The sequence below is a fragment of the Neobacillus rhizophilus genome (assembly GCF_018343535.1).
Taxonomy (GTDB): domain Bacteria; phylum Bacillota; class Bacilli; order Bacillales; family Cytobacillaceae; genus Neobacillus; species Neobacillus rhizophilus.
Window position 1 is genome coordinate 625,716 of the sequence record NZ_JAGYPF010000001.1, and the last position, 16,733, is coordinate 642,448.

The 16,733-nt window shown below is 43.2% G+C and carries 18 protein-coding genes; 2 read left to right on the forward strand and 16 right to left on the reverse strand.

Annotated elements, in window-relative coordinates; all coding sequences use genetic code 11:
• Nucleotides 1-11: 11 nt before the first annotated feature.
• From KHA99_RS02990 to KHA99_RS03065, 16 genes are all read right to left on the reverse strand, one after another.
• Nucleotides 12-1,688 carry a long-chain fatty acid--CoA ligase gene (locus KHA99_RS02990; RefSeq protein ID WP_213115938.1) on the reverse strand — a complete coding sequence of 559 codons (1,677 nt, stop codon included), beginning with the start codon at nt 1,686-1,688 and terminating at the stop codon, nt 12-14.
• Nucleotides 1,689-1,715: 27 nt separating this feature from the next.
• Entirely contained in the window at nt 1,716-2,300 is a 585-nt protein-coding gene (locus tag KHA99_RS02995; RefSeq protein ID WP_213115939.1) for a TetR/AcrR family transcriptional regulator, read from the reverse strand.
• A 149-nt stretch (nt 2,301-2,449) separates the two neighbouring features.
• Nucleotides 2,450-3,619 (reverse strand): thiolase family protein, encoded by a 1,170-nt coding sequence (locus tag KHA99_RS03000; RefSeq protein WP_213115940.1) that lies wholly within the window; start codon nt 3,617-3,619, stop codon nt 2,450-2,452.
• Between the two features lie 47 nt (nt 3,620-3,666).
• Nucleotides 3,667-4,440, reverse strand: coding sequence for an SDR family oxidoreductase (locus KHA99_RS03005; RefSeq protein WP_213115941.1), 774 nt, complete (start codon nt 4,438-4,440; stop codon nt 3,667-3,669).
• A gap of 22 nt (nt 4,441-4,462) precedes the next feature.
• Nucleotides 4,463-5,668, reverse strand: coding sequence for an acyl-CoA dehydrogenase (locus KHA99_RS03010; RefSeq protein WP_213115942.1), 1,206 nt, complete (start codon nt 5,666-5,668; stop codon nt 4,463-4,465).
• Between the two features lie 293 nt (nt 5,669-5,961).
• On the reverse strand, nt 5,962-6,336 hold the full coding sequence (locus KHA99_RS03015; protein ID WP_213115943.1) for a PaaI family thioesterase: 375 nt from the start codon (nt 6,334-6,336) through the stop codon (nt 5,962-5,964).
• A 53-nt stretch (nt 6,337-6,389) separates the two neighbouring features.
• Complete coding sequence (locus tag KHA99_RS30635; protein ID WP_213115944.1) at nt 6,390-6,770, reverse strand: PaaI family thioesterase; 381 nt, start codon at nt 6,768-6,770, stop codon at nt 6,390-6,392.
• Nucleotides 6,771-6,785: 15 nt separating this feature from the next.
• Nucleotides 6,786-7,976, reverse strand: coding sequence for a thiolase family protein (locus tag KHA99_RS03025; protein WP_213115945.1), 1,191 nt, complete (start codon nt 7,974-7,976; stop codon nt 6,786-6,788).
• 30 nt (nt 7,977-8,006) lie between these two features.
• Nucleotides 8,007-9,155, reverse strand: coding sequence for an acyl-CoA dehydrogenase family protein (locus tag KHA99_RS03030; protein ID WP_213115946.1), 1,149 nt, complete (start codon nt 9,153-9,155; stop codon nt 8,007-8,009).
• Nucleotides 9,156-9,177: 22 nt separating this feature from the next.
• Nucleotides 9,178-10,782: a long-chain-fatty-acid--CoA ligase gene (locus KHA99_RS03035; RefSeq protein WP_249366407.1), complete on the reverse strand. Its 1,605-nt coding sequence runs from the start codon at nt 10,780-10,782 to the stop codon at nt 9,178-9,180.
• A 31-nt stretch (nt 10,783-10,813) separates the two neighbouring features.
• Nucleotides 10,814-11,725 carry a ketopantoate reductase family protein gene (locus KHA99_RS03040; RefSeq protein WP_213115947.1) on the reverse strand — a complete coding sequence of 304 codons (912 nt, stop codon included), beginning with the start codon at nt 11,723-11,725 and terminating at the stop codon, nt 10,814-10,816.
• Nucleotides 11,726-11,795: 70 nt separating this feature from the next.
• A complete protein-coding gene (locus KHA99_RS03045) occupies nt 11,796-12,563 on the reverse strand; it encodes a class II aldolase/adducin family protein (RefSeq protein WP_213115948.1) in 768 nt (255 codons plus the stop codon).
• A gap of 141 nt (nt 12,564-12,704) precedes the next feature.
• Nucleotides 12,705-13,106, reverse strand: a complete 402-nt coding sequence (locus KHA99_RS03050) for a MaoC/PaaZ C-terminal domain-containing protein (protein ID WP_213115949.1) — start codon at nt 13,104-13,106, stop codon at nt 12,705-12,707.
• Nucleotides 13,103-13,552, reverse strand: a complete 450-nt coding sequence (locus KHA99_RS03055; protein WP_213115950.1) for a MaoC family dehydratase N-terminal domain-containing protein — start codon at nt 13,550-13,552, stop codon at nt 13,103-13,105. Before KHA99_RS03055 ends, KHA99_RS03050 begins: the two co-directional genes overlap by 4 nt.
• Nucleotides 13,553-13,569: 17 nt before the next feature.
• Nucleotides 13,570-14,334, reverse strand: coding sequence for a beta-ketoacyl-ACP reductase (locus KHA99_RS03060; protein ID WP_213115951.1), 765 nt, complete (start codon nt 14,332-14,334; stop codon nt 13,570-13,572).
• 59 nt (nt 14,335-14,393) lie between these two features.
• Nucleotides 14,394-15,566 (reverse strand): acyl-CoA dehydrogenase family protein, encoded by a 1,173-nt coding sequence (locus KHA99_RS03065; RefSeq protein ID WP_213115952.1) that lies wholly within the window; start codon nt 15,564-15,566, stop codon nt 14,394-14,396.
• A gap of 251 nt (nt 15,567-15,817) precedes the next feature.
• On the opposite strand from KHA99_RS03065, the gene KHA99_RS03070 reads away from it, so the two are divergent.
• Both KHA99_RS03070 and KHA99_RS03075 read left to right on the forward strand, forming a co-directional pair.
• Entirely contained in the window at nt 15,818-15,970 is a 153-nt protein-coding gene (locus KHA99_RS03070; protein WP_213115953.1) for a YpzG family protein, read from the forward strand.
• A gap of 159 nt (nt 15,971-16,129) precedes the next feature.
• Entirely contained in the window at nt 16,130-16,633 is a 504-nt protein-coding gene (locus KHA99_RS03075; RefSeq protein ID WP_213115954.1) for a GNAT family N-acetyltransferase, read from the forward strand.
• Nucleotides 16,634-16,733 lie beyond the last annotated feature (100 nt).

The following is a 16,733-nucleotide window of genomic DNA, read 5'->3' on the forward strand; positions in this document are numbered from 1 at the left end:
ATCATAAACGTTTAAATAACCTGATTCTGAACCTTTTCATTTTCTTCCTCCTGAAGGGTGCGCCAGAGAATTTTGCCGCTGGAGGTCATAGGAAACACCTCTCTGAACTCAATCAATCTTGGATATTTATAGGCAGCCATATGATGCTTAGACCACTCGATAATTTCATCCTCGCTGACTTTGCCTTCATACCCTTCATTTAAGATGACAAAAGCTTTAACGGTTTCCCCTCTTCTAGGGTCAGGTACGCCCACGACACAGGCTTGCTGAATAGCAGGGTGTTTGTAAAGGTATGACTCGACTTCAGTTGGCCATACCTTGAATCCGGAGGCATTAATCATGCGTTTAACACGATCGACCATAAAGAAGTATCCATCTTCATCAAAACGGCCAATATCCCCAGTACGGAAAAACCTTTTCCCCTCAATCTCAAGATATGCTTCCCGGTTTTCGTCATCGCGGTTATAGTAGCCAACCATTACCTGCGGTCCATTGACAATAATTTCACCGACTTCACCGACACCAAGTTCCTTTCCAGTTGACGGCTCAATAATTCTAGCATCGACATCATAGGAAGGGATTCCAAGACACTGCATTTTTGGTCGATTCGGCGGATTGAAATGGGTCTGAGCAATCGTTTCTGATAGTCCATAACCTTCGACAAATCGCAATCCCGTCAGGTTAAATAATTTTTCACCGACCGCTTCTGGAAGAGCTGCTCCTCCACCAGCAAGATAGGTTAAGGAAGCTATGTCCTCCACCTTCAGATTTGGATTAGCAAGAAAATCGACAATCATAGTGGCGATCGTGACCCAATGTGTGCAGCCCAGGCTCTTTATTAGTTCCACTGCCGCATCCCGATTCCACCTCGTCATAATAACCATCATACTGCCGCTGAAAATTGGCATGTGCATGCTGTGCACCATACCCGTCACATGGAAAAGCGGCAAGGTCATTAGATGGATAGCATTTGGTGTTGTAGAGGACCAGTGGTAGCAGCCTACAGTATTCGCATTGACTGACCGGTTAGTATGCATACAACCTTTTGGAAGACCTGTTGTCCCTGATGTGTAGGGCATAACAGCCAAATCATCACCTTTTGCCGTATGTTCCGATGGAGTGAGATTTGCCTGAATCGCATCAACCCAGTTGTAATGATTAGGATTGTTCACCACTAATCTTTGTGCCTCCACCTCTTTTGGAAGCATTTTTTCAAATCCTTCACCTATATAATCTGAATAGGCTGCAAGGAGCAGGTGCTCCAAGGAGGTTTTTCCTAACAGAGGCTGCACTCGGTCTAAGAGTTCTTGTCCGGCAATTGCTGTTTTAATTCCGCAGTCGCGAATGTAAAATTCCAATTCATCCGCAACTAGCATTGGGTTAATTGGAACTACAACAGCATTGGCCCTTAGAATGGCGTAGAAACCAATCACAAATTGCGGGGAATTTTGCATAAAGAGCAGGACTTTGTCCCCTTTTTTTACGCCTAACTCATGCTCTAAGTATCCGGCCAGGGCATTTACTTCTTCATCTAATTGCTGGTAAGTCAATTTATTCCCATAGTAGAAGATAGCATCCTGGTCAGGATAACGGCTTGCACTGACTCTTAGATTGTCATAGAGTGAAGTGGCAGGGACATTCAATGATTTTGGGATATTTGGCCAATGTTGATAATGAAGAGTTAACAATCTCGATCTCTCCTTTTTGCAAGAATGCTAGATGTTAGGTGTGTAAACGCTATCATTGCTAATTCCGTTTAAAATAAGGTCAAGAAAGATATCCGCAACCTTTTCTTCAGGGACTTCTCCCTCCGGGCTGAACCAATAATAGCTCCAGTTGGTCATGCCAAGGATAGCCATTGTTATTATATCGGCACGGCCCTTTTGGAGGATTCCTTGTGTAATACCTTCTTCAATTAATTTTTGGACATTATGACGAAATGCGCTTCGTTTTTCCTTGATTTCCAGGAAATTATCTCTGCTTAAATGCCGCATTTCTCTGGTAAATATTCGAGCACTTCTCAGTTCGATTCTAATGGTGCTAATCTGCATTAGGATAATCTCATGCAGCTTTTTGGCAAAATCATAGAAAGGATTATTCATGATTTCTTCCTGCTGTTTGATTATTGACTCAATATACAACAGGTGAATTTCCTTTAACAATTCCTCTTTACTACTGAAATAATAATAAAACGTACCCTTCGTTACACCCAGTTCCTGGACAATATCCTGTACTGAGGTTGACTTAAACCCATTTTTATCGAATAGTAAAATCCCCGTCTCCATTATCTTTCGCTTCATCGGTTTATCCTTTCAGCATTAAAACTAAAGTGCCGCTGTAGTGGTAGGTGGCGTCTGACACCAAGATTGACTTTTTCCCTTTAAATAAGGTGTTTGGTCAAGTTGGGTGCCTGACACCGATGAGTACCACGACAGTCAGTACCTTGTTTTTATTCGCTCTCGATGATTGTTGCGATTCCTTGGCCGCCGCCAATGCAGGCGGTGATAAGGGCATATCTTCCGCCGGTGCGTTTTAGTTCGTAGCAGGCTTTGGTGACGAGGATGGCACCTGTTGCTCCCAGCGGGTGACCATGGGCGATGGCCCCTCCGTTAACATTGACTTTTTCCATATTCATTTCAAGCTCGCGGTTGCAAGCGATTACTTGAGCGGCAAAAGCTTCATTGATTTCGATTAAGTCCATGTCTTCTATGGATAATCCTGATTTTTCGAGAACCTTTCTAACAGCCGGAACTGGGCCGATTCCCATGATATTCGGGTCAACACCAGCGACTGCATAGTGACGGATAACTGCTAGTGGAGTTAAATTTAATTCCTCTGCTTTTTCCCGTGACATGATAACTAGGGCCGATGCAGCATCGTTTAGGCCTGAGCTGCTGCCTGCTGTGACTGTTCCATCCTGGAGGAATGCTGGCGGAAGCTTTGCCAAACCCTCAATGGTCGTTTCCGGCCTTGGATGCTCATCACTAATAAAAACAATCGGCTCACCTTTTTTAACAGGTATGGCGATAGGAACGATTTGCTCATCAAAGCGTCCTTCTTCCATGGCAACTTTCATCCGCTGCTGGCTTTGGAGTGCAAATGCGTCCTGCTCTTCCCGCGTAATATTGTATTTTTTCACGAGATTTTCGGCCGTAATCCCCATTGGCGGATCGCCTATTTCTTTAGGAGAGAGCTGCGATTTCCGGAAACTTGGAGGATTCGCACCATACGGTTTTTCCGGCCGGTCCATCAAGTAAGGAGCACGGCTCATGCTTTCTGTCCCGCCGGCAATATAGATATCTCCATCCCCAGCTTTAATTGCCTGGGCCGCTAGATTAATAGCATTAATTCCAGATCCACACTGCCTATCGACTGTCACGCCAGGAATTTCGATGGATAGTCCCGTCTGCAATGCAGTTAATCTCGCAATATTTCCACCGCCTGATAAAACATTTCCCAAAAAAACGTCGTCTATCATATCAGGCGTGATATTTGCCCTTTTAACTGCTTCTTTAATTACTTCAGCTCCAAAAACATGTGCTGGAACGCTCGCTAGTGCCCCTCCCTGTCTGCCAATGGCAGTTCTAACTGCCGAAACAATGACAGCATCTCTTTTCATTAAGCAAATCCCCTCCTGCTTTTTTATAATTACGATCTTTTAATTTCTTACATTACATGTGAGCCGCCGTCTACAACAACGATTTCCCCGGTTACAAAGTCCGAAGCTCGTGATGCCAGGAACAATGCTACACCTTTCATATCTGTGTCAGTCCCAAACTTACGTAATGGAGTGCCTTCTAAGATGGCCTCACCGCCAGCATCAAGCAGCCCTTTTGACATTTTTGTTGGGAAGAATCCCGGTGCAATTGCATTAACATAAATACCATGATGGCCCCATTTCACAGCTAAATCCTTTGTGAAGGTAATAACTGCCCCTTTGCTGGCATTATAGCCAATCGCATTCATGTATTTTGGGTTCGATCCCTGCAGCCCAGCGACAGAAGCAATATTAATGATTTTGCCGCCCTTTTGTTCAATCATCACTCTTCCGACTGCCTGGGACATTAAGAAGGTTCCGGTAACATTCGTATTCATTACCTTATTCCAAGCCTCAAGCGGCATTTCCTCGACAGGTGCTCCCCAAGATGCACCGCTGTTGTTGACGAGAATGTCAATGCGTCCGAATTTTTCCATTGTTCGTTCGACAACGTTTCTAACATCTTCAGGATTGGAGACATCACATTTTAGTGCTAGACTCTCGACTCCAATCTTTTTTAAGCCTTCACTTACTTCCTCACAGGCCTCAAGTTTACGGGAACAGACTACTACATTGGCGCCTGCCTCCGCAAAGCCTTCGGCAATTTGCTGGCCAAGTCCTCGGCCGCCGCCTGTTACAATGGCAACTTTACCTGTTAAATCAAAAAGCTCTTTAACATGCATCTATTTTTTCCTCCTAATACGATTAACGGTATTTTTTCAATTCGTAGCGGGCAATCGCGCGCTTATGCACTTCATCCGGACCATCAGCTAATCTTAGTGTACGGATATTGGCCCAGCTTGCAGCAAGAGGAGTGTCCTGGCTTACACCGGCAGCACCAAATGCCTGAATGGCACGGTCAATTACCTTTAATGCCATGTTAGGGGCAACCACTTTAATCATGGCGATTTCGCCTTTTGCTTCTTTATTTCCAACCGTATCCATCATGTAGGCAGCTTTCAATGTAAGTAAACGGGCCTGCTCGATATCGATTCTCGCTTCGGCAATCCATTCTTGAACTACGCCTTGCTCGGCAATTTTTTTACCGAATGCTGTCCGTTCCTGAACGCGTTTGCATAGAAGCTCAAGTGCACGTTCAGCTGCACCGATGGTTCTCATGCAGTGATGAATTCTTCCAGGTCCAAGACGTCCCTGCGCGATTGCGAAGCCTTTACCTTCGCCCCAAAGCATATTTGAAGCCGGTACACGAACATTGTTGTATTCAATTTCGGCATGTCCATGCGGTGCATGGTCATAACCAAATACAGTTGTAACTCGTTTGATTGTGACTCCAGGAGAATCGAGCGGTACTAGAATCATCGATTGCTGCTCATGCTTTGGTGCAGTAGGATCATTTTTACCCATTACAATTGCAATCTTACAGCGAGGGTCTCCAGCACCCGATGACCACCATTTTGTTCCATTGATGACGTATTCATCGCCATCACGGACAATACTTGCTTGAATATTGGTAGCATCTGATGATGCAACGTCCGGCTCTGTCATTGAGAAACAGGAGCGAATTTCGCCATTTAATAACGGCTTCAGCCATTTTTCTTTATCTTCTTCAGTCCCGTAACGGACCAATACTTCCATATTTCCGGTATCAGGCGCAGCACAGTTAAACACTTCTGGCGCAAAATGGACACGTCCCATGATTTCGCAAAGCGGTGCATATTCGAGGTTCGTTAAACCGGCACCATATTCACTCTCTGGTAAAAATAAGTTCCATAAACCAGCCTGCTTTGCCTTTTCTTTTAATTCTTCCATGATCGGCGGAATATTTGAAAATGGATCGTTTTTATCAATTTGATCATGATAGAGCTGTTCATTTGGATAAATATACTCTTCCATAAATTCAGTAAGCTTTTTTTGCAATTCTACTACCTTATCGGAATAACTAAAATTCATCCTTACCACTCCTCTTTTTTCTACATACTAACTAGTTGGTATGTCGAATAACCTAATATTATTAAAAATTTTTCGAATATTCAATTCGATATTTTCGACAATTTTCTCATTAATATAGTAGAAACATATTTTTCGATGTATTTTTTCCATTGCGCTTTCTGATTACTATAAATTACCGTAATTTAATTGACTTTTATTAGATTAGCAAGGACATGCAACGAAAGAAATTCCTATATTAATCTACTATTTTTAGTCGAAATTTTTTTAAAAAATAATATTTAGAAATTTCTTCTCTATGCATTTCTAACTATCTTATAGGTACCGGTTCCTTTGGCAATTAATGTTGTATTCTCGTCAATAATTTCCGCTTCCAGCACAGCCATTTTATAGCCCTTTTGGAGAAGTTTAGCCCTTGCAAAAAGATGACCGGTATTTGCTGGAGCAAAATAGTGAACATCCAGATTCATAGCTGTAACCGGGCATTGATATAGGGAACGGAGAGCGATTGATTGCACCGTATCAAGCATCGAGGCGTGAACTCCTCCATGCAGGGTTTTATTCGTATTTAGCAGGTCGGTTTTTATTGAAAGCTTCAGCAAAATCTCTTCCTCTGAGGAATTTACGAGTTCAAATCCGATATGCTTGAAAAATGGATTTCTTTCTATCATTTCATATATCTCCCAATCCAGTCGGGGCACCCTATCACCACCTTTCAATTTCTTCATTGTTTAATTGGACTTGCCTTAAACATGCCTATTGCCTTGGCAGCAACAGCACCATCCTGCCCGTAAACGATTCCCTCAGCTGTTATGACTTTTCCCTCGATATTCACTATATTTGTTTTTGCATGATAGTTTTCTTTCGGGCTAAGGTCAAAAAAGGACACGTTAAGGTGAATTGTCGTTGCAAACGAATTTGTTTCCAGGGAGGCAGTCGCCCCCATAGAAATATCCAGCATTGTGGAAAAAACGCCAGGATGGACAGTGCCGTCATCCTGCAGCAAAATAGCCTGAAGCGGCAAATCAAGGTGAAACGTGTCGGTTTTAGTACTGTTAAAACCCAAGTATTCAAAAAATGTCGATCTCGTCACTGGTAATTTCACATTTACTGCCCTTTCCTATTGATTAACTGCTTCAACTAGGATTGCCATTCCTTGGCCACCGCCAACGCAAAGGGTGGCAATTCCGTATTTTTCACCACGGCGTTTCAATTCATAAATCAGAGTCGTCATAATCTTCGCACCCGTGGCACCAAGCGGATGGCCCAAAGCAATCGCACCACCATTGACATTCACTCGGGACGGATCTAAGTTTAACTCACGAATAACAGCAAGTGATTGCGAAGCGAACGCTTCATTCAGTTCGATTAAACTTATCTCGTCAAGCGTTAAGCCTGTACGTTCAAGGAGTTTTTTCACTGCAGGAACCGGGCCGATACCCATAACTTCAGGTGATACTCCAACAGCAGTCCAATCGACAATTCGCGCCATCGGTTTTAAGCCTAATTTCTCGGCATGGCTGCATGATGTTAATACAAGCGCAGCTGCCCCGTCATTCCGCCCGCAGGCATTACCAGCCGTAACCGTGCCATTTTGTTTAAACGCCGGCTTTAGGCGGCTTAATGCCTCGATGGTTGTATCAGGTCTTGGATGTTCGTCCTCTGTAAACCAAACGGATCCTTTTTTCCCTTTAACTTCTACAGGGACAATCTCGTCCGCAAAGCGTTTCTCACTGATGGCGGCAGCTGCCCTGCGCTGGCTTTCTAGCGCAAAGGCATCTTGGTCCTCGCGGGAAATCGAAAATCTTTCAGCGACATTTTCCGCCGTTATCCCCATTCCAAGCCCGCTGCCGTATGTCTCCTGAGGCTGTTGGCCGGCCTCGGCATTGGAATCAACCAGCTTTGGATTGTCACCGCCAAAACGGGAGTTTCTTAGGTAAATAGGAGCATTGCTGAGGCTTTCAGTTCCCCCAGCAACTACAATGTCTGCATGCCCAAATGCGATTTGCTGCGCCCCTGAAGCAACTGCCTGCATTCCTGATGCACACAAACGGTTAATCGTAAATGCCGGCGCTGTTTCCGGAACCCCAGCCCGAAGCGCAGCGACTCTGGCTACATTGGAGGATTCTGTCGTTTGTCTAACCTCTCCTAAAATCACTTCATCTACTTGCTCAGGCTTAATACCGGCGCGATCAATAGCCTCTTTAATCGCAACCGCTGCCAACTGCCCGGAATTAAGGCTTTTTAATGTGCCGCCATATCTCCCAACTGGTGTTCTTACTGCACTTAAAATGACAATATCATTTTGCATTCTAAATCACCCTTTCCCTAGATTAATAGTTTAGCTGTATTCCTTCTCTAACTGCGCAGCAATAATGTTTTTCTGAATCTCTGAAGTTCCTTCATAGATTCTTGTGATCCGCGCATCACGATAAAAGCGTTCAATCGGATAGTCTGCAATATACCCAATTCCTCCATGGATCTGAACGGCCTTATCAGCAACACGATTGTATACCTCGGAACCGTATAGCTTCAGCATCGCTGCTTCCTTGATGACCTTCATTCCCTGATCAACCATCCAGGCAACGCGATACGTAAACGACCGCAATGCTTCGATATCTACGGCCATCTCGGAAAGCATATGACTGACTGCCTGATTCCTGATGATTGGTTTGCCAAATTGAATTCTCTCAAGCGCATATCGCGTTGACATATCGAGAAGCTTTTGGCAGGAGCCCAAATTCCGGGAAGCCAAACCAGCACGTCCGTTGGCAAGAATTTTCAAGGCATTCATATAGCCCTGCCCTTCTTCACCAAGCACATTTTCCACTGGAACCTCGCAATCTTCAAAAATCAATTCTGCTGAATGAGACCCTCTTAAGCCCATTTTTTTCTCAACGGCCCCCACCCTGAAGCCGGGGGAATCCTTTTCAACAATGAACGAGGTGATGCCCTTGGCCCCTTTAGATGGGTCGGTCACAGCCATCACAGTGAACACGCTGGCCTCAGTAGCATTGGTAATATAATGCTTCAAGCCGTTTAGAATATATTTATCGCCCTTACGAACAGCCGTTGTTTTCAAGTTAGCAGCATTGGACCCCGCTTCAGGTTCGGTTAAGGCAAATGCGCCAATTTTTTCACCGCTTGCCATTTCCGGCAAGTACTTACGCTTTTGCTGCTCATTTCCCATTTCAACAATCCCGACCGAACCGATACCTGTATGGGCGCCAATTAACGTGGTATAGCCATTGTGCGTCTGGCCGATTTCCTCGTATAGGGCACATTTGCCGACCATGCCAATTCCAAGCCCGCCGTATTCCTCAGGAATACTTAAACCGAAAAGCCCCATCTCTTTTGACATATTGATAATTCTTTCCGGAATTTGGTTCTCCTCTTCAATTTGCATCGCAACCGCTTCGACTTCGGTTTGAATAAATTCTCTTACATTCTTTTTTAAAAAAAGAATATCTTCATCCAGTTCAAAGTTCATGACTAAATCCCTCCGTTATGCTTTAAGCCTTTTTTGTTTCTTCTTCTACAAGGATTCTTTTTAAGAGCTTTCCTACTGTGTTTCGAGGCAGGGATTCTCTTATTTCAAATTGTTTCGGTACTTTGTAGCGGGTCAGGTTTTGGTAGCAATGTTCCTTTAATTCTTGAATATCAATTTCTCTACCGGCTTTTGGAACAATATAGGCCTTGACGATTTCGCCGGCTACCTTATCCGGAATTCCGACTACAGCTGCTTCTAGTACAGCGGGATGTTCATATAAAACCCCTTCAACCTCCTGGGGATATACATTAAATCCCCCGACAATCACCATTTCTTTTTTTCGTCCGACGATATAAAAGTATCCCTCATCATCCATCGTTGCCAAGTCACCTGTATAGAGCCAGCCATCCTTTAGTGCTTGTGCTGTTTCTTCTGGTTTATTCCAGTATCCAAGCATGACCTGCGGCCCCTTAATTAAGAGCTCGCCGATTGTCTTTTCCGGTACATCCACACCATTTTCGTCAACAATCCGGCAGTCCGTTGCTGGCAATGGAATCCCGATGCTGCCTATTTTGCTAACGCCATCAGGCGGATTCCGATGGGTCGTAGGAGAAGTTTCTGATAGTCCATAACCTTCCCCAATCGGCACTCCCGTCAAGTCTTTCAATTTTTTCATAATTTCAATCGGCAATGGAGCCGACCCGCTTGTACAGACCTTAAAGCAGGTTAAATCATATTGATCAATTTCCGGGTAATTGGCAAAAGCATTATACATTTTTGGAACACCCGGGAAGAAAGTAGGCCTGTAAGTTTGAATGAGCCTTAGAACCTTCTCAAGCTCAAAACGGTTTACTAATAGAATGGCTGCCCCAAGGTAAATCGGCAGGTTGATGCCGCTCGTCATTCCGTAAACATGGTAAAGCGGGGTTGCGGTCAAAATGATTTCCTGTCCGTATACCATTGTACTTCCATAAAGAACCTTGCTCTGCAACACATTCGCGCTCAAGTTAAAATGCGTCAGCATGGCGCCTTTCTTTTTACCGGTTGTTCCTCCGGTATATTGAATTACTGCAATGTCCTTCTTAGCTGAAATTGAACATGTTTCCTGTAGAGGAACGGCTTTTTCAATCAATTCCGAAATAGTTGGAATGTCATTGGTTTGCGAATCACCTGTAGAAAATATCTGCTTAAATGAATAAATTTCGGAAATCTTCGCAATTTTCTCGAGACCATCCGGCTCAGCTACCAAATAAGCGGTTTCAGAATCATTGAATATTTCAAGCAGTTCCCTTGATGTATAGTGCGGATTGATTTGCACGACAATCATCCCAAGCTTCAGGGCTGCATAATAGGATACAACATATATAGGGTGATTTCCGACCATCAACCCCAGCCGATCTCCTTTTGCTGCGCCAAGCTCTTTCCAAGCACCTGCCAGCCGGTCAACCTTATCCTTCAAGTCATGGTAGGTCAGCTTTTCATTTTCATAAATAATGGCCGTATTCTCAGGGTATTTCTCAGCTGTATGATCCAAAAATGTGTAAAGGCTCATTTCCGGAAATTCAATGGAAGATACCGCAGTTTCAGGATAGTGGCCAAGCCAAGGACGTTTGTGTTGTATTTGCAATTCCGAACACCTCTCTTAGCACATTTATTACTCAATCGTTCCTCGTTTGAAAGTTTAAAAGATGATAAATAGTATTGAGGACTGGGGTTTCTACCCCTAATTCTTTTCCTTTTTTCACGATATAACCGGCAATAGAGTCCAGTTCCAGCGGTTTCCCTTTATGCTTATCCTGCAGCATCGAGGTTTGGTGACCTTGGGCAAACTGCCCTTGCATCATCACTGTTTCATACTGGTCTTCCTCGATTTCAACCCCTGCTGCTCTTGCAACAGCAATAGCTTCCTGACAGATTTTTATCGCCGTTTCTTTTAATCCCTTGTCCTCATAAATAGCCCCAACCTTCGCTTCTATTAAGGCTGTCAATGGGTTAAAGGTGACATTCCAAAGCAATTTTTTCCACTTGATTTTTAAAATGTCACGAGTTGGATAGGCTTCAATATTAGCAATGTTAAATAGCTCTTGAATTACACTGAGTCTTTCCTGTAAATCTTCCTCTAAAGCTCCAAATACCAGCTTTGGCGGGACACCGATTTGTTTAACGGTTCCTGATTCCGTCACACCTGCCTGAATATAAGCAGCAGCAGATAAGATCCGATCGCTGCCAAATATGGAAGCGAGAAATTCTTCATTATCTACCCCATTTTGGAGAGTCATAATCATGCATGATTCCTTTAATACATGGGTAAACCTCTCAGCCATATCCATTGTGCTTGTTGACTTAACACAAAACAACAGCAGGTCTACATCCATAAAGTCCTCATAACAATCGGTAAACGTTGCATCCACTGTGAAGGATTCGGAATCGCTTTCAATGGTCAGCCCATTTTCCCTCATTCTTTCGAGATTGTTTCCCCGCGCTAAAAAAATGACCTCATTACCCGCCTTTTTTAAAAGGCCGCCAAAATAACCACCGACCGCACCTGTACCGGCCACGCCAATTTTCATGCTGCTTCCCCCTGCATATTCCATATGTATGGCTCTGAAAGGAATTTACTTCCCCCTTCAGAGAACATGATTAATCTAATAAATCCGGTTGTTCCTTGACAATCCGATTCCATAATGGCTGGAACTGGAACCATCCCGCACTGGAAGTACCGACAGTATTATAGGTATTGCTAGCACTTTCATTATCAATAATTACTGGTTTACCAACTGCCTCAGCAAGAAGCTGTGCCTGACAGGAGCGCTCCATCGTAATAAACCACCAGGCAGCCTCGTCAACGGATCTTCCGACCGTTAAAAGACCATGGTTTCTTAGGATACAGGCTTTCTTATCACCAAGCGCTTGGCCAATCCGTCTGCCTTCTTCAATTTCATGAACAACTCCAGTGAAATCATCAAACAAGGAATGATCCTGATAAAATGCACATGCATCCTGTGTGATTGGATCAAGAAGGCGTCCCAGCGAAGACCATGACTTCCCATAGACTGAATGGGCATGGGCAGCTGCAATAATATCCGGCCTTGCAGCATGGACCTGCGAATGAATAGCGAATGCGGCCCGGTTTACCGGATAATTTCCTTCGACAACTTCCCCTTTATGATTGCAGAGAATTAAGTCAGAAGCGCTGATTTGGCTGAAATGCATGCCGAACGGGTTTACCCAGAAGTGATCCTTCAGTTCAGGATCGCGTGCGGTAATATGTCCTGCAACACCTTCGTCAAATCCAAATTTTGAAAATAAGCGGAAGGCAGCAGCCAATTTCTGTTTTAAGTGCTGGCGTTCCTCTTCGACTGAGGAAAATACCGGCGGCTTATAACTTAATTTTAATTTGACCGTCATATTAATCATCCCTTTTTAAATTAAACTTTGATGCTGATTGGAGCCCCAACCAACAACCGATAACAATAAACCCAGCATTCAGAGGGGAGTCCATCTTTCGTGCCGGGTCTAGTCCTTCAATCTGCAATTCTGTCTCTCATGTTAGTAAAGCTGGTATACTACTTCGCCTTTTATTACATCCTTCCCTTGCTGGTTCACAGCCTGGACATCGAAGCGAAGCTGATTATCTTCCTTATCCTTTAAAGAAGCCTTTAATGTAATCACGTCATTTAAGAAAACCATGCCTTTAAAACGGATTGAGTAATCCTTGACGAAGCCTTCTTCATAATACTCTGTAAACAGTTTGGCCAGATTTCCCATCGTCCACATGCCGTGGGCAATGATTCCCGGCAGGCTTGCTTTTGTTGCTTCTTCGTCAATAGTATGGATTGGATTAAAATCTCCAGAAGCACCTGCATATTTAATCAAGGCTATCCTGGAAACGGGTGATAACTGGATTTCCTTTAAGGAATCACCGGTTTGCAATTGAGTAAGTGAACTCATTTCGCCAACACCTTCCTTACAGCTTCAGATATGACTACAGTGGAACTAGAAGTGAAAATTACATTTCCTTCTGAATCCTCACCACAGTTTTCCATTACCAGGAAGCCCATTTCTCCAAAGTTCCCTTTTTTCTCAAAGTAATTTTTCACCTGAGAATAACAATAAATTTCCTCACCTACAAATAATGGGCGCTCATAATGGAAAGACTGCTCTCCATGAATCAAGCCTATATTAGGCAGGTGTAAGCCTTCAATCACCCCATATTCAAATACCCTTGGGAAGGTTGGCGGGGCAATGTTCTTTTGATAACGTGAGAGTCTGCCTGCATCCTCATCAAAATAGATAGGATGCAAATCGCCAATGGCTTCAGCAAATTTCTTAACGGCCCCTCTTTCTACGGCATTTTTCACTTTATTAGATCGCTTGCCAATTTGATCTTTGAACAATTTAGCTCACCCCTAAATTAACATTTTGGTCCGCCGGCAACATAAATAACCTGGCCGTTAACAAAACCTGATTTCTCATCTGCAAAGAACGCTACTGCGTTTGCAATATCCGCTGGTTTACCGCTTCTGCCGACAGGAATATTCGCTACACTTCCTTGAATCATCTGTTCAAAGGAAATTCCAATTCTTTCAGCCGTTGCTTTTGTCATATCCGTTTCGATAAATCCAGGAGCAACCGAGTTTGCTGTGATTCCATAACGCCCTAGTTCAAGTGCAAGAGTTTTCGTAAAGCCCTGAAGGCCTGCTTTTGCTGCTGCATAGTTTGCCTGACCGCGGTTGCCTAGTGCAGAAGTTGAAGAGATATTGATAATCCGGCCATATTTTTGCTCAACCATGTATTTTTGGGCAGCACGTGCGGCATTAAAAGAACCTTTTAAGTGCACATCCATGACCGTTTGCCAATCGGCATCTGTCATTTTGAATAATAGGTTATCGCGGATTACTCCAGCATTGTTGACAAGAATATCAATGCGGCCAAAAGCATCATGAACCTCTTTTACTGCAGTCTCAACCTGCTCAGGGTCAACGACATTCGCAACCTTAGCGTAGACTTCATAGCCTTTTTCTTTTAGTTCGCTTGCTGTTTCGCTTAATGCCTCTTCATTTAAGTCGATAAGAGCAACACGAGCTCCTTCTTCTGCAAAATACTCGACAATCCCTTTGCCGATTCCACGGCTTCCGCCAGTGACAAACGCAACTCTTCCTTCAAATCTTCCTGCCATTTTTGTTCCTCCTTGCATCTGTATGTTTATTTTTTTAGACAACGCTTACAATAAGCTTATTAAATACCAAGTTTCACATGGCCCTTAAGCAGGTTACGAGAAATAATCAGGCGCTGAATTTCATCAGTTCCGTCGTAAATTCTCCAAAGTCTTGCTTCACGGTACCAGCGCTCAATTGGCAATTCTCTTGTGTAACCCATACCGCCATGAATCTGCATAACTTTGTCAACTACACGGTTGCCCATATTGGCACCATAAAGTTTTGCCATGGATGCATAATGACGATTATCTTCGCCTTGGTCAAGTGTCCATGCTGCGTTTAACACAAGCCATCTTGCTGCTTCAATATCAACTGCACTATCGGCAATCATCCATTGAATTGCTTGTCTTTCAGCAATCGGTTTGCCGAAAGTCTCGCGTTCTTTTGCATAATCAATCGCCATTTGCAATAAGCGTTCTGCTGTACCAACAGCTCTAGCGCCAACAACCCATCTTGCAAAGCCAATCCACTCAAGTCCAAGATTGTAACCTTTATGAAGTTCGCCAAGAATATTTTCTTCCGGAACGCGTACATTATCAAATACCAATCCGGCCGGACCCCATTCCCCCATGGTATGTATAAATTCCGATTTCCAGCCCATATCACGGTCAACGATGAAGCAAGTTACACCTTCACGGCCTCTTGTTTTTTGATGCAATTCTTTATCAGTAATTGCTATTGCCATAACGAAATCTGCTTCATTTCCGCCAGTAATGAATGTTTTTTCGCCATTTAGGACCCATTCATTGCCATCTTTAACAGCGGTCATTTTAATGTTTGTCGTATCAGATCCAGCACCTGGCTCTGTCATGGCAAAACAGGATTTCTTTTCACCGTTAATAGTTGGAAGTAGGTATTTTTTCTTTTGTTCCTCATTACCATAGTAAAGGATGTTGTCAGCAGAGCCACCAAATGTGAATGGTACGAATGTTTTGGAAACCTCCATGTAAACAAGCGCCATCATCATTTGTCCAAGATCGGCACCGCCATATTCTTCTGGTGTGTTAATTCCCCAGAAACCAGCTTCCTTAGCTTTTAACCGCAATTCTTGTAATTTGCCCTCCGGCAGGCTTGGCTTGCCTTCCCGCTCTCTTCTTAGAACTTCATTTTCTAAAGGCATTAGTTCTTTTTCAACAAACTTTCGAATCGTCTGCTGAACCATTTTTTGTTCGTCTGTTAAACGTAAATGCATGACCTTCACTCCAATCTAGGATTCTAGTATTTTTTACTGCCATTAATATTATGCCGGTTTAGTTTATTACATACCTACCGGTTGGTATGTTTAAGATTATTTTATTTCGAAATTTCAGAAAAAACAAGTTTAAATTTAAATTTATATTTAAAATTTTTTCAGATAGACTATTTTTCATTATGTTTACAAATGATAAAGATGATATTCCATTCGAATATCATCGTTTCGAAATCCTAATTTGAGGTGATTTGATGAGCTACAGGGAGCGTATTGATGCACACTCGGATATGTTTGTAAAAAATTCGACAAGGCATAAGCGTCAGAAATCTCAGGTGAATGGCGAAACGCAAATGTCGCAAAACAACATCATCTTAAGGAGTAATGCCAAGGCTCACCGCTGGTAGGGATTTGGCAATGAAACGAATCAGGGGAAAACCTTTTTCCGGGAAACCATTCCGGGAAAGGGTTTTTTCTTTTTAATAATCCTGCGGTTATTGATTTTGAATGGTAGAAGGTTTACCATAAAATTTAGTTATTTATTCAACTTATTGGGGTGTTAGGTCATGTTTGAAGAATTCAGAATCAGGGATGCAGAAATAAACGATTTAGAAGCTATTGTTCACATTTATAATACAACCATTCCAGGCAGAATGGTGACTGCAGATATAGAGCCTATCAGTGTTGAAAACCGGACGCGATGGTTTCACGATCATTCACCTGAATTTCGGCCTTTATGGGCAGTAGAACATGATGAAAGAATTTGTGCTTGGGTAAGCTTCCAATCCTTTTATGGGAGACCCGCTTACAATGCTACTGCTGAAATCAGCATTTACATTCATCCCGATTTTCGCGGAAAGAAGTTAGGTAAATATTTGATCCAAAAAGCGATTGACGTCTGTCCGAAAATTCGCATTAAAACCTTGCTAGGTTTTATATTTGCCCATAATGAGCCAAGCGTCAAACTCTTTAACAGCTTTGGTTTTGAAAAATGGGCCCATCTTCCAAATGTAGCCGAATTAGACGGAATTGAAAGAGACTTGCTGATTCTCGGCAAAAGAATTTACTAGATTTTTGCTCAACTGATTTTTTCCATGAATATGATGTTCCTAAATCACCCATTATCTAGTAATATTAATAAAAGAAAAATATATTACCCTATATAGGGAA

What these genes read in the sequence shown, in the direction of transcription:
- KHA99_RS02995 (WP_213115939.1), bottom strand. Translation starts at nt 2,300, where the DNA reads ATGAAGCGAAAGATAATGGAGACGGGGATTTTACTATTCGATAAAAAT.
- KHA99_RS03000 (WP_213115940.1), bottom strand. Translation starts at nt 3,619, where the DNA reads ATGAAAAGAGATGCTGTCATTGTTTCGGCAGTTAGAACTGCCATTGGC.
- KHA99_RS03005 (WP_213115941.1), bottom strand. Translation starts at nt 4,440, where the DNA reads ATGCATGTTAAAGAGCTTTTTGATTTAACAGGTAAAGTTGCCATTGTA.
- KHA99_RS03010 (WP_213115942.1), bottom strand. Translation starts at nt 5,668, where the DNA reads ATGAATTTTAGTTATTCCGATAAGGTAGTAGAATTGCAAAAAAAGCTT.
- KHA99_RS03015 (WP_213115943.1), bottom strand. Translation starts at nt 6,336, where the DNA reads ATGATAGAAAGAAATCCATTTTTCAAGCATATCGGATTTGAACTCGTA.
- KHA99_RS03025 (WP_213115945.1), bottom strand. Translation starts at nt 7,976, where the DNA reads ATGCAAAATGATATTGTCATTTTAAGTGCAGTAAGAACACCAGTTGGG.
- KHA99_RS03030 (WP_213115946.1), bottom strand. Translation starts at nt 9,155, where the DNA reads ATGAACTTTGAACTGGATGAAGATATTCTTTTTTTAAAAAAGAATGTA.
- KHA99_RS03040 (WP_213115947.1), bottom strand. Translation starts at nt 11,725, where the DNA reads ATGAAAATTGGCGTGGCCGGTACAGGTGCGGTCGGTGGTTATTTTGGC.
- KHA99_RS03045 (WP_213115948.1), bottom strand. Translation starts at nt 12,563, where the DNA reads ATGACGGTCAAATTAAAATTAAGTTATAAGCCGCCGGTATTTTCCTCA.
- KHA99_RS03050 (WP_213115949.1), bottom strand. Translation starts at nt 13,106, where the DNA reads ATGAGTTCACTTACTCAATTGCAAACCGGTGATTCCTTAAAGGAAATC.
- KHA99_RS03060 (WP_213115951.1), bottom strand. Translation starts at nt 14,334, where the DNA reads ATGGCAGGAAGATTTGAAGGAAGAGTTGCGTTTGTCACTGGCGGAAGC.
- KHA99_RS03065 (WP_213115952.1), bottom strand. Translation starts at nt 15,566, where the DNA reads ATGCATTTACGTTTAACAGACGAACAAAAAATGGTTCAGCAGACGATT.
- KHA99_RS03070 (WP_213115953.1), top strand. Translation starts at nt 15,818, where the DNA reads ATGAGCTACAGGGAGCGTATTGATGCACACTCGGATATGTTTGTAAAA.
- KHA99_RS03075 (WP_213115954.1), top strand. Translation starts at nt 16,130, where the DNA reads ATGTTTGAAGAATTCAGAATCAGGGATGCAGAAATAAACGATTTAGAA.